5 protein-coding genes are annotated in these 13,735 nt (G+C 64.9%); 4 read left to right on the plus strand and 1 reads right to left on the minus strand.

All coding sequences use genetic code 11. The features are described 5' to 3' along the window. The first annotated feature begins 1 nt into the window (after position 1). The 4 genes from HF955_RS08225 (at position 2) to HF955_RS08240 (ending at position 13,004) form a co-directional block, all read left to right on the plus strand. A complete protein-coding gene (locus tag HF955_RS08225; RefSeq protein WP_291079065.1) occupies positions 2 to 1,525 on the plus strand; it encodes a PfaD family polyunsaturated fatty acid/polyketide biosynthesis protein in 1,524 nt (507 codons plus the stop codon). 27 nt (positions 1,526 to 1,552) lie between these two features. After that, complete coding sequence (locus tag HF955_RS08230) at positions 1,553 to 5,446, plus strand: beta-ketoacyl synthase N-terminal-like domain-containing protein (RefSeq protein WP_291079066.1); 3,894 nt, start codon at positions 1,553 to 1,555, stop codon at positions 5,444 to 5,446. A gap of 170 nt (positions 5,447 to 5,616) precedes the next feature. Beyond that, entirely contained in the window at positions 5,617 to 6,897 is a 1,281-nt protein-coding gene (locus HF955_RS08235) for an SDR family oxidoreductase (protein WP_291079067.1), read from the plus strand. After that, positions 6,894 to 13,004, plus strand: a complete 6,111-nt coding sequence (locus HF955_RS08240) for a beta-ketoacyl synthase N-terminal-like domain-containing protein (RefSeq protein ID WP_291079068.1) — start codon at positions 6,894 to 6,896, stop codon at positions 13,002 to 13,004. The genes HF955_RS08235 and HF955_RS08240 overlap by 4 nt, the downstream gene beginning before the upstream one ends. On the opposite strand, the gene HF955_RS08245 is transcribed toward HF955_RS08240, so the two are convergent. Continuing rightward, a complete protein-coding gene (locus HF955_RS08245; protein ID WP_291079069.1) occupies positions 13,001 to 13,672 on the minus strand; it encodes a 4'-phosphopantetheinyl transferase superfamily protein in 672 nt (223 codons plus the stop codon). The genes HF955_RS08240 and HF955_RS08245 overlap by 4 nt on opposite strands. Positions 13,673 to 13,735: the final 63 nt, after the last annotated feature.

Consider the following 13,735-nt stretch of genomic DNA (forward strand, 5'->3'; position numbering starts at 1 on the left):
GATGGCTATGGGTCGATTGCTGGATCAGCTGCTGGAACATGTTCGCGAAGACGTGGACGTGTTCGTGCGGCATGGCGCCCTGCAGTCCGGCCCGGAGGACGCCCGGCAAATCCGGCTGGGCGCGATCTATCCGGAATGGCTTGGAGACGCGGCCTTTGCGCAGGCGCACGGCGCGCGATTCAATTATGTCGTCGGTGAAATGGCGCGCGGCATCGCCACACCCAAAATGGTCATCGAGGCCGTGCGCGCAGGATGTGTTGGTTTCTATGGCAGCGCCGGCCTGAAGCCTGAGGCGATTGAGGCCGGGGTCCGCGAGATCAAGGCGGGTATCGCCCCGGGGCAGACAGCCTGGGGGGCCAACCTTATCCATTCCCCGCAGCAGCCGGGCTATGAGACGCGGGTCGTTGACCTGTTCCTGTCCATGGGCGTGCGCCGTGTCTCGGCATCGGCCTATATGCGCCTGTCACCGGATATCGTGCGCTACACGGCGGTGGGCCTGTCGCGAGATGCGACCGGAGCGATCCGGCGCGCCAATCATGTCTTCGCGAAAGTCTCCCGGGCCGAAGTGGCCACGCAATTCATGCGGCCTGCGCCGGATCGGATTCTGAAAGACCTCGTCGCCGCGGGCCACCTGACGGAAGACCAGGCGGAGCTTGCCGCGCAAGTCCCGGTGGCGCTGGATATTACAGCTGAAGCCGACAGTGGCGGCCACACCGACAACCGGTCTGCTGCGCCGCTGTTCTCCTCCCTGTCTCTGGCGCGGGACCGGGTGGCGGCAGAAACCGGCATTGATGGCAACGCGATCCGGATCGGGCTCGGGGGCGGCATGGCCACACCGCATGGGATTGCGGCAGCGTTCCAGATGGGCGCCGCCTATGTGCTGACGGGTTCGGTCAACCAGTCCGCGGTCGAGTCCGGATTGTCAGAGCCTGCCCGCCAATTGCTGGCCAGGGCCGGCCCGGCTGATGTCGGCATGGCCCCGGCGGCGGACATGTTCGAACAGGGCGTCGAAGTTCAGGTATTGAAGCGGGGGACCCTGTTCGCCATGCGGGCGCGCAAGCTGCATGCGCTGTACAAGTCCGGCGCGTCGTTCGAGACCCTGGACGGCAAGGACCGTGACTGGCTGGAAGATGTTCTTGGTGAGCCCTTCGAGACAGCCTGGGAGCAGACGCGGGCCTTCATCACGCAATCCAATCCGAAAGAAGCGGCGCGGGCCGAGGCGGACGGCAACAAGCGCCTGGCACTGGTGGCGCGGCGTTACCTGTTCATGGGCGCGCAATGGGCGCGCGACGGGAATCCTGACCGCGTGTCTGACTACCAGATCTGGTGTGGCCCCGCGCAGGGAGCGTTCAATGAATGGGTTGCAGGGACGTTCCTTGAGCCGATCGAGAACCGGACCGTGCGCCAGATTGCCCTGAACCTGATGGAGGGCGCTGCTCGGCTGGCGCGGGCCGGCCAGATGCGGGCGAGCGGCATCGCCGTGCCCCCCAGCGCCTTTTCCTACCTGCCGAGAAAGTTTCTCTGAGATGACAAGACAGAAGGTCCTTCCATCATGACCAAAGGCCCCGCTGAACCGGTCGCCATTGTCGGCATGGGTGCCATCTTCCCGGGCAGGGGAGATGTCACCGGCTTCTGGCGCGACGTGTTCGAAGGACGCGATCTGCTGTCGGATGTGCCGCCGAGTCACTGGTTGACCGAGGATTATTACGACGCAGACCCGCGCGCGAAGGACAAGACCTATGGCCGCCGCGGAGGGTTCATCGATCCCGTCGCGTTCGACCCGCTGACATTCGGCATTCCGCCAAAGGCGATGGAAGGAACGGATACGGCGCAATTGCTGGCCCTTGTCGCAGCCTATGCAACACTGCAGGACATCGAGCGAGACAGTGAAGGGCGCATCGACAAATCCCGCACCAGTGTCGTTCTCGGTGTGGCGTCTGCCACCGAACTCACCGCCCACATGGCCGGACGGCTGCAGCGGCCTGTCTGGGTCAACGCCATGCGTGAGGCCGGCTTGCCGGAAAGCGAGGTCGCGGCGCTCGCCGAGCGGATCGAAAGCCATTATGTCGAATGGCAGGAAGCAACCTTTCCCGGACTGCTCGGAAACGTCGTGGCCGGACGAATTGCCAACCGGTTCGATCTTGGCGGTAGCAACATGGTGACGGATGCGGCCTGTGCATCCAGCCTGTCCGCGCTGAGCATTGCCCTGCACGAGCTTCGCTCGGGCGACAGCGATACGGTGCTCACCGGCGGGGTCGACGCGCTGAACGACATTCTGATGTATATGTGCTTCTCGAAAACACCGGCCCTGTCTCCGACCGGGGATTGCCGGCCGTTTTCGAACGCGGCAGACGGCACCATGCTGGGAGAGGGGATCGGCATGCTGGCCTTGCGGCGCCTAGAGGATGCCGAGCGGGATGGCAACACGATCCATGCCGTGATCCGGGGGCTCGGTGGCGGCTCTGACGGCAAGGGTACGGCAATCTATGCGCCGGTCCCGGAAGGCCAGGCCCGCGCGCTGAAGCGGGCCTATGCGCAGGCAGGTTACGGTCCGGACGCCGTGGACCTGGTGGAGGGGCATGGCACAGGCACCAAGGCCGGGGACAAGGCTGAGCTGGACGGTCTGCATCTTGTGTTCGGCGAGGTCGAGACTGACGCGCCCTGGTGTGCGCTGGGGTCGATCAAGTCCCAGATCGGTCATACGAAAGCGGCCGCAGGTGCGGCGAGTCTCGTCAAGGTCGTGAATGCGCTCAGCCGGAAAATCCTTCCGCCCACGATCAAGATCGAGGAGCCGGCCGATGTCATCAAGGACAGCAACGCCTTCTATCTGAACACAGAGGCGCGTCCGTGGATCGCACCGAAGAAACGTCCGCGCCGTGCCTCGGTCAGTTCCTTCGGATTTGGGGGCAGCAATTTCCATGTCACGCTGGAGGAATATACCGGCAAGACGGCGGTCCGGCCCTACCGGGTGCTTCCGGCAGAATTGTTCCTGTTCAGCGCCGATTCCGCCGAGGCGCTTGCATCGGCCATTGCGGGCGTAGCTGACGGCCTGGAGGATGTCGCGCTCGCGCATGCCGCTTCGCAGAGCCATGCCGGATTTGATCCGGGGGCTGTGGCGCGCGCGGCGATCATCGCGGAATCCGTGTCCGACCTGGAGGCAAAGGCTGCGAACTTGTCCGCACAGGTGCGGGCGGGAGAGATCGGCGTTCGTCCGTTCAAGGTGGATTGTTTCGCATCGCTTGACGCGCCGGTCGAGGGCAAGATCGCCTTCATGTTCTCGGGGCAGGGCAGCCAGTATGTCGGCATGGGATCAGACCTCGCCATGGCCTTCCCGGCAGCGCGCGAGGCTTGGGACCGGGCGGCCAGCCACAAGCGGACCGGCAAGCTGCGGCTGGACAGGCTGTCCTTCCCGCCAGCGGCCTTTGATCAGGTCGATTTCGGAGCGCAGACCCAGACCCTGACCGAGATGCAGCATGCCCAGCCGGCCATTGCCGCGGTTGCGCTGTCGCAACTCGGCCTGCTGTCACGGCTCGGCCTGGCGGCGGACATGGCGGCCGGGCACAGTTTCGGCGAGATCATGGCCCTGCACCTGGCCGGGGTGATGGATGCCGACACCGCGCTCACCGCGGCGGCAGAGCGCGGCGCGCTGATGGCAAAGGCTGCGGGCAACACGAAGGGGGCCATGCTCGCTGTCCAGACCGACGCCGAGACGATTGCGTCAGTGCTGAAGACGGTGGGGCAGGGGCTGGTTCTGGCCAATGACAATGGGCCGGATCAGGTCGTCCTGTCCGGCGGGCAGGCCGCGGTGGAGGCGGCGAAAGCCGAATGCGATGCGCGGGGCCTGAAGGCCCGCCTGCTGCCGGTGGCCACGGCCTTCCATTCCGAGATCGTGGCCGAAGCCGTTCCGCCCTTCGAGAAGGTGCTGGGCAAACAGAAGCTGCGCGCGCCGAAACTGGATGTCTATGCCAATGCCACGGCGGGCAAATACAAGGCCAAGGTCGCAGATCTGCCGGCCTTCATCGCCGACCAGCTGATCCAGCCGGTCCGCTTCCGGGACCAGGTCGAGGCCATGTATGCGGACGGGGCGCGGGTATTTGTTGAAGTCGGCCCAGGCGGGGTCGTGACCGGCCTTGTCGGGCATATTCTGGGCGAGCGGCCACACCTTGCCGTGTCGCTGGATCACAAACGCCGCAATGGCGTGAACCAGTTCCTGCTGGCGGTTGCGACACTGGGCGTGTCCGGTCTCGATCTCGATTATGCCGCCCTGTTCGACGGCGTGCCGGCGCAGCCGCCCCGGCCTGCGCCGTCGAAGCATGCAGTGAAGATCACCGGGGGCAATTACAACAAGCCCTATCCGCCCGCCAATGGCGCGGCCGGACGGGCACCGCCCAATCCGGAAAAACCATCCGTCCAGGAACCAGCCGCAGCAGCGGCAGCGTTCAGCCCTCCTCCCGCTCAGGCAGAGTCCATGCCACGCCCGAGTGTTCAAGACCTTCCAGAACAGACAGGCACTCCCATGACCCAAGACAAATCTTCCGCCGGTTCGCACTCCGCCCCACAACGAAGTTCAGGGGTCGCCGCTCCGGCGTCCACGACTGAACGGATCATGCAGGAAGTTTCACAGCGCCATGCGGACTATATGGCGGCCATGTCTACCGCGCACTCAGCCTTCCTGAACGTCGCGGCCCAACTGGCCGGTCATGTGCCGAGTGAGCCGGTTCGCAGTGAAGTTCCGGTGGCCTTGCCGGCCCCGGTGGCGTCGCCGCCGCCTGCCATGTCCGCGCAGCCCGATATCGCTACGCAGGCGGCTCCGCCAGCTGCAGCGCCGCCACCTGCACCCAAGCCGGCTGCCGCACCGGTTCAGACGCAGCCCGTTGCCGAACCGGCCGCCCCCGCAGCCCTGGCGCCGGGGAGCGGGAATGCCATCAGCCTCGTGCGCAGCATCATCGCGGAGAAGACCGGTTATCCGGAAGACATGCTCGAACCTGACATGGACCTTGAAGGCGAACTTGGCGTCGACTCGATCAAACAGGTGGAAATCCTCTCCACACTGCGCGAACGCATGCCGGACCTGCCTGAGATCGACCCGGAACAATTGGTCGAGTTGCGCACCATCTCTGCCATCGCGGCAATGATCGATGCCTCGAACGCGGGCACACCGCAGACGGCCGCGTCTGCAGCACCTGCTCCAGCACCCATGGCGGCTGTGCCCGATGGGGCGATCTCCGCCGATACGGTCCGGGCCCTGATTGCAGAAAAGACCGGATATCCGGAGGACATGCTGGAGGACGATATGGACCTCGAAGGCGAACTGGGTGTCGATTCGATCAAGCAGGTGGAAATCCTGTCAGCTTTGCGCGACCAGCATCCGGAGCTGCCTGAAGTCGACCCGGAAGTGCTGGCTGATCTGCGCACGATCCGGGCCATCGCGGATTTTTTTGGATAGGGGACGGCGGAGCGCCCGCAGCGCTCTCCCGTCCCGGCCCTCAGGCCGGCCCGGTCCCGGACTATGAAAGCTCGGTACGCGTGGTTTCCATGGGAGCGCCGCACCCCTTCGACGTGCGCGAGGATCTGGCATCGCAAGGGCCTTTTGCCATATCGGGAGCAGACCCGGACATGGCGCGTGCACTTGTCGGTGTCCTGAACGGGGCAGGTGCCAGTGCGGGCCTGCTGGATGCGATGGGGTCCGGCGCGCGTACCGTTATTCTGACGGAAGGACTTTCCGGCCTGCCGGTCACCGAACGCCATTGGCAAGTGCTGGATCAATGCCGCACACTTCACCAGCGCGGCGGCCGGATCGTGCTGCTGCAGCCTGCAGGGGCCGGCGATTTCGACCGCCTGTCCGGGCTTGGCGGACTGTCCCGCACCCTGCGACAGGAATGGCCGGGGCAACAGATTGACACCTGGTCGCTCCCTGCGGCTGCCCCAGTAGATGAGAAAGCCGCGCTCATCCTGCGCGCGCTCGCTGCGGGCGTGCAGGATGCCGACCTGACGGTCGATGGCGCTTCGGTCCAACAGATTGCCGGCGCGCCGCGACTTACTCCTTCGGTGCCTTCGACCCGCAATGTCTGGTTTGCGCCCGGCGGCGCGCGGGGGGTCACTTCGGCATGCGTGATGGAACTCGCCCGACGGCAGCCCGGCAGCGTGTTCGTTCTCGTGGGCCGGTCAGCTATTGCGCCATGGCCGGCAGGGATCGAGGTCACTACGGATACGAAACAATTGCGCGGCGCCTTGATCGCCGCCGCACGGGCCAGCGGGCAAAAGCCCTCCCTGCCGGACATCGACCGGGAGGCCCGGATACTGCTCGCTGGACAGGAAATCCGCGCGACCCTGGACGCCATCACGGCATCCGGGGCGCAGGCAGTCTATCTTCAGGCGGACATGTCGGATCGCAACAGTATCGTGTCGGCCGTGGATGCCATCACACAGCAATACGGTCCCATTACCGGCCTGGTGCACGGAGCAGGGGTTCTGGCAGACGGCCTCGCGCTGAAAAAGACCCGTGAGGATGTCGCGCATGTATTCGGGCCAAAGGTTGAAGGCCTCGCCATGCTGCTGGATGTGCTCGATCCCTCCCGCTTGCGGCATATTGGCCTGTTCTCGTCAGCGTCTGCCGTGTTCGGTAATACCGGGCAAAGTGATTATGCAATGGCGAACGCCTGGCTCGGGGCCGTGGCCCGGAAACTTGCGGCCGATCTTCCGGACGCCACTGTGAAGAGTTTTTGTTGGGGCCCGTGGGCGGGCGGCATGGTCGATTCTTCGCTGGCCGGCCATTTCGCCGCTCGCGGCATCTCCCTGATCGGCCTCAAGGATGGCTCGCGGATTTTTGCAGACCAGATCCTGCAGGGCGACCGGTCCGAGGTGGAACTGCTGATCGGGGACGAGTGGGCAGGATGAGCAAGTCGAGCCGATTTGAGCCCATCGCGATTGTCGGACAGGGATCTGTCCTTCCCGGCGCCATGAGTCCGGCGGAACTGGGGGACATTGTCTTTGACAAACGCGTCGTGTACGGACCCGTCGCGCCAGAGCGGCTGGGCTTGTCCTCAATGGATGCCGGGGAACGCGGCTATGTTTCCGGGACGGTCAATGGGTTCGACGCTGTGTTCGATCCGGACAGGATACCAGAGGCATGGCAGTCGGCAGCCGCGCTGGACCCCGTATGCAGCTGGTCGCTTCATGCTGCCATGGAGGCATGGGCGGACGCCCGCACGCCGAAAATCCGCAAGGGCCGCGGGGGTGTTTTCGTTGCAAACCTGTCCTACCCGACTGCAGCACACGCCCGGCACGCGGCCAGCCATTGGGCGGGGCAGGCCGCCGGTGATCCGCGCGAAACGCTGAATGCGTCCCTGCCGCCGCACCTGATTGCAGGCGTGCTGGGCCTGTCCGGTCCGGCCTTCTCTCTGGACGCGGCCTGTGCGTCCTCGCTCTATGCCCTGGAGATTGCGTGTCGTCGTCTTCAGTCGCGGGCGATCGATTGCGCGCTTGTTGCAGGGGTCAATGCTGCAGACAATCTGATCCTGCATATCGGATTTGACGCCTTGAAGGCCTTGAGCCCGACCGGACGGTCCCGGCCCTTTGTGCAGGGGGCGGACGGACTTGTGCCATCCGAGGGTGCCGTGGCCGTTGTCCTCAAACGCCTCTCCGATGTCCGCAAGAAGGATCGCGTGCACGGCATCATTCGCGGGATCGGCCTGTCGAATGATGGCCGACGCAAGGGGCTGCTCGCTCCCTCGGCAGAGGGGCAGGCGGAAGCCATGCAGCGGGCCTATGACATGTCGGGCCTCGAGCCGGCCAGCGTGTCCTACCTTGAATGCCATGCGACCGGCACGCCCACTGGTGACGGGGTCGAGGTGCGGGCCTCCGTCGACATGTTCGCCGGAAACGAAGACCTCGCCATCGGGTCTCTGAAGGCGAATACGGGCCATCTCATCACTTGCGCCGGACTGGCCAGCCTGCTGAAGCTGACAGAAGCCTTCAAACGGGAGAGCCTTCCGCCCACGCCGATTGACGGTGATTTGATCGCGCCAGCGCAGGGCAACGGAGTTCGCGTTATCCAGGAGGCCGCCAGCTGGGAGCCCCGCAATGGGGTCCGTCGCGCAGCGATCAGCAATTTCGGATTCGGCGGCAACAATGCGCACCTGATTCTGGACCAGTACGTGCCCGAGGCTGAAGCGACGGGCGCTCCCGAGGAAGAAGCGTCCATACCCGACATCGTGGTCTGCGGAACCGGCCTCATGGCCGGTGGAGATCGCGGTGCCGACGCCGTCGTGCGCCGGATCATGAATTATCCGCTGAAACCTGCACCTGCCTGCACGAATATCGGTGCAGATCCGAAATCGGCGCGGACTCCGCCAACGGACCTGATGGAAGCCGAGCCGCAGCAATTGGCCATTCTCGACACGGTCGAGGAAGCCCTGAGAGACACTGCGCCCGTCGATCCCCGTCGGGTCGGTATCTTTACTGCCATGGGATGTGCATCGGATTCGGCGCGCTGGCTTTTGCGGGAACGCCTGTCGGCGCTGAGCGCCCTTTCTCCCGGTGCGGATGCGTACGTCACGAGTCAGTCGGCCATTGCACCGCCCTTGCAGGCGGCCACCGTGCTCGGCGCAATGGCCAACATGACCGCCAACCGCGTGACCTATGCGCGTGATTTTCAGGGTATGGGCTTTTCAGTGTCTGCAGAGGCGGCCTCCGGCCTGGCCGCGCTGGACCTCGCCTGCGAAGCCCTGCAGGCTGGACGTCTCGACATGGCGGTTGTTGCGGCGGCGGACTTTGCGGCCGAGCCTGTGCGTGCGGCTGCCCTGTCAGCCCTCGGCATGACTGCCCGACCCGGGGATCAGGCCGCCGCGCTCGTGCTCAAACGGTCAGAGGATGCGGATGCAGCAGGGGACCGGAGGTTCGGGACGGTCGGCCAGACAGACTGGACGAAGACCAAGGCCCCGTCGGACGAGACACACGTTCTCGATACGGTCTTCGGGGTCGCTCCCTGCGCGTCGACACTCTTCGAATTGGCTCTGCGATCCCAATTGGCGGCGCGCGGTCAGGTTCTCACCCCGGACGGGGCTGTGCCGGATCTGGGAACAGACACGGGCCGCGACGCGATCGCGGTTGGCGCGAGTTCTGCCAACCGCGCCGGATCGGTTATGTTCCGACCCGCATCGGCCGTGCCGGTGCCGGACGCCTTGCGCCCGACGCCCTTCCTGTTCTGGGCATCGGCAAAGGACAAGGCGGCGCTAGCCGCCCGCATCACTTTCGGGAGGACCGGGGGACGCGGCAAGTGCCGCGTCGCCATTGTGGCCGCAACCGAGGAAGAGTTCCAGATCCGTAAGGAGTTGGCGCAGGCAGACCTGGCGCAGGGCAGGGTGCCGGAAGGCGAGGGCATCCGGTTTGGCGAAGGCAAAGCCGAGGGCGAACTGGCCTTCATGTTTACCGGGTCTGCCGCAGTCTATCCGCGTATGGGACGCGGCCTATTGTCGGCCTTCCCGGAATTGCGACAGCGACTGGCCAAACTCGACAAGGCGGTAGAGATTGCTCCCTTGCTCGCCCGGGCTAGTTTGAGCGAATTCGAGCAATTGTGTGCGGGCACATTGCTGAGTCAGGCACACGCCATCCTGCTGCAGGACATTCTGGGCGTGAAGCCGGATGCCGCGCTCGGGCTCTCCCTCGGTGAAAGCAATGCGCTGTTTGCGTTCGGGTTCTGGCGGGATCCCGGCGCGCTTCTGGACGAGATTTCCGACGCCGCCATGTATGAGCGCCATATTGGCGGCGACTTCGAAACCGCGAAGGAGGCCTGGGGGCCAAACGTTCCGGCCGACTGGACGAACTGGCGGATCCAGGCACCGGTCGAGGCGGTGAAGGCCGAGATCGCGAAACATGACGGCGTCGAGATCACCATCATCTATTCGCGAAACGATTGCATGATCGGTGGCCCGGCTGAAGCGTGCCGACGGGTCTGCGCAGCGCTTGGACCCGGCAGCGGCGCCAAGATGCATCAGCACCTCATCGTGCATGCCAGGGCCATGCGGCCATTTGCGGACACGTGGCGTCGTCTGCACACGCGCAAGATGCATGAGGGCGCAAAGGTCCGTCTCTATGCCAATGCCATCAATGCCGCCTACGAGCCGACAAGCGAACGCGCGGCCGACATGCTGACCCGGCAGGCTGTCGACACGGTGGATTTTCCGCCTACGGTAGAGCAGGCCTGGAAGGATGGCGTGCGCACATTTGTGGAGCTGGGCCCGCGCGATACGCTGACATCGGCGCTGGGCAATATTCTGAGAGAAAAACCGTATCGGGCCGCCGCGACCGATCGGATTGAAGCGGCCGACCTGTCACAGGTCGCGGAACTTGCGGCCTTCCTGTTTGCCGATGGGCGCGCAATCCGGATGAAGCCGGTTGCCGAAGCGCTGGACGCGGCCCGCCGCAATCGGTCGGCGCGCCCTTCGCCCTGGCCGCTCACGCGCCCGGTGCCATATGCCATTCCGGTGGTACCGCCGCTTGCCAGGGTTGGCCGCATGCCGGTGGCGCCTGTGCTGTCCGCGATTGCCTATCCCAAGTCGCGCGCGCCGGCTGTTCCGGAAGGAGCGACCCGCTTTGCGCCGCCCCCGCCGGATCGTCCATTGCCAGCGCCCCGCAAGGTTATTGCCGGCACTGAACCGCTCCTGCCGCGCGCACCCACGGGACCGAACTGGGACTATCCAGAGATCGAGAAGTCTGCCCGTGGCAAGATGTCCGCATTCTTTGGGAAGGCGTTCAAAAAGCAGGATAAATATGCCCGTCAGGTGCGCCTGCCGGCACCGCCGCTCCTACTGGTGGATCGTATCACGGGGATCGATGCGGAAGCCGGCGTGGAGAGCACGGGGGTCATCTGGACCGAGACTGATCTGACCGAAGATCAGTGGTTCATCCATGATGGCCGCATCCGGCCCGGGCCGCTGATTGAAAGTGGTCAGGCCGATTTGACCCTGATCGGCTGGATGGGCGCGGATTTCCGCAATCAGGATGACCGCGTCTACCGACTGCTTGGATGCGAGATCACGTTCCATGAAGGCGGCTTGCCGGAGCCTGGCGAAACGCTGCGCTTCCAGATCGAAATCACGGGTCATGCCACACTGGCCGGCGTGCGCATGTTCTTCTTCCAGTATGATTGCATGGCGGGTGACCGCCGTGTCTTCTCGGTTCGCAATGGTCAGGCCGGCTTCTTCAGTGACGAGGAACTCGCCTCGGGCAAGGGGGTCATGTGGGATGCCGCAAAGGATGCGCCGCCCACCGCGCATCCCGCCCCCTTCGAGGCAGAAGGGGCCAGCCGGAAGCGGGCTTTCACCGCAGAGGATGTCGATGCCTATCGGGCCGGCGATGCATGGGCGTGTTTCGGCGACGGGTTCGAACTGGCCGCCGCGCGGTCCCGTCCGCACCGCCTGCCGCAGGACCGCCTCGCCCTGTTTGATGATGTCGAAGCCTTCGATCCCGAAGGCGGGCCGTGGGGCAGGGGATACCTCAAGGCACGTGCGCATGTGCCGGTGGAGTCCTGGTTCTATGACGGCCACTTCCACAATGATCCCTGCATGCCGGGCACGCTGATGGCTGAAGCAGCGGTCCAGACGCTCGAATTCTATGCGGCGGCCGCTGGACTGCTGACGGAACGCGACGGGTATGTTTTCGAACCTGTGCCCGGCCATATGGCGCAGTTCGTCTGTCGGGGGCAGGTCATTCCGGATGCGGATCACGATGTGACCTATGAGGTATTCATCGACGAGATTGTCGATGGCGAGACGCCGGAAATCTATGCCTCGCTTCTGGCCAGTTCAGACGGCAAGAAGGTATTCCATTGCCCGCGCTTCGGACTGCGGTTGCGCCGGGACTGGCCGGCTCCGCGCGTTGCGCAACAGCCGATCCGGACCGGACCTCAGGGGGAAAGCCGGGGAGACCATGCCGCGCTGCTGGACTGCGCAAATGGCGCCCCGTCTGCGGCATTCGGTGAGATGTATGACCGGTTCGACCGGGAAGGGATTGTCCCCCGCCTGCCGCAGGTACCGTATCACATGATGACGCGCGTGCTGGACGTGTCGACCCGGCCCGGCATTCCGGAACAGGGGGCCAGGGTCCGTGCGGAATATGATATCCCGCCGGATGCCTGGTATTTCGACGACAATCGCAACGGCGCCATGCCGTTTGCGGTCTTGTCGGAGATCGCGCTGCAGCCTTGCGGCTGGCTTGCCAGCCATTGCGGCTTTGCCCTGTCGGGGGACCTCAAATTCCGCAATCTGGAGGGCGACGGCGTCCTGCACCGCGAACTCGGCCCGGAGGATGGGACGCTGACTATCGACAGTGAGCTGACGTCCTTTTCGCGCGTGGGTCCGATGACGATTGTCACCTTCGCCGTGAAAGTGACGTTGAAGGACGGTGCGCCGGTGCTGGACCTGACCACGCAATTCGGCTTCTTCCCGGCCGCGGCACTGGCAAGGCAGGCCGGCCTTTCCGACAAGCCGCATTTTTCGGCGGCATTTGATCTGCCGGGACAGAAGGTGAAGACAGGAAAGATCGAGACGCGCCTGCCGGGCGGGCGCCTTCGCATGCTGGATGCTGTCGACTATTTCGATCCGGAAGGGGGCGAAGCGGGCCTCGGCCTGATCCGGGGGCGACAGACCGTCGATCCGCATGCCTGGTACTTCAAGGCGCATTTCTATCAGGACCCTGTCCAGCCGGGATCGCTCGGGCTGGATGCGCTGGCCCAATTGCTTGCGCGGGCCATCCTTCTCAAGGGGCTGGACAAGGGCATGGCAGAGCCGCATGTCGAGACCATTGCCACCGGTGCGCCGATGAAGTGGAGCTATCGTGGTCAGGTCACGCCTGACAAGCGCGAGGTTGTGACGGTCATGGAGATCACCGCGATCGAGGAACGGGGCGACGGGTATCTTATTACCGCGCGGGGGAGTCTGTGGCGTGATGGACTCCGGGTCTATGAAGTTGACCCGTTCAGCCTGGCGCTTGTCGACCGGGGCTAGTCTGCGGCCATGGCAAGGCTGACCATGAGGTCTCCCTGCTGCGCGCAACGCACGTCGTACGTTCCATGCGCGCTGGACAGGCTGGCTGCGCAAGCGTCCCCCGTCAGGAATGCATCGGGCAGTCGCAGTTTGGGCGCGCCCATCCGGAACCCTTCTCCGGCTGCCTTCATCACCGCTTCCTTCGCGGTCCACAGTCGATAGAAGGCGTCCAGCACGCCATGGTCGAGGCCGAGCAGCAGGCGCGCCTCCTCCGGGGCGCACACCATGCTGAGCATGGGCTGCCATTCGAGGGGGCGGATGCGTTCGACATCAATACCGATGGCACCGGAAGGCGAGAGTGCCACCGCGGTCCAGCCTTCCGTACGGGAGAGGGAGATCCGTGTGCCCGGCATCGACGGCAGGGTCGGCGCCCCTTTCGAATCCCGGGTGATCATGCAATCGGCAGCTGGGCGGTCGAGCCAGTCGGGCAGGACCTGCTGCACTGCCCTCAGCGATCGGTCGAGTTCCTGCCGCCTGTCCGGTGCCTTGATGCGTGAAACCCGGACGGCATCTTCCGGGCTGAGCGGCGTGCCATCGAAATCCGCGGAGACATGCTCCACCATGCGGGCAATGATTCCGGCAGGAAGGCCGCCGCTGTCCGTCGAGGTGAAGGGCTCAAGACACGTCATGGATACCCGGTCTATGTGCCCGCGAAACGGGGGGCAAGTCGCATTTGCGGGCCTGTGGTCTCC

The sequence above is a fragment of the Hyphomonas sp. genome (assembly GCF_017792385.1).
GTDB lineage: Bacteria > Pseudomonadota > Alphaproteobacteria > Caulobacterales > Hyphomonadaceae > Hyphomonas.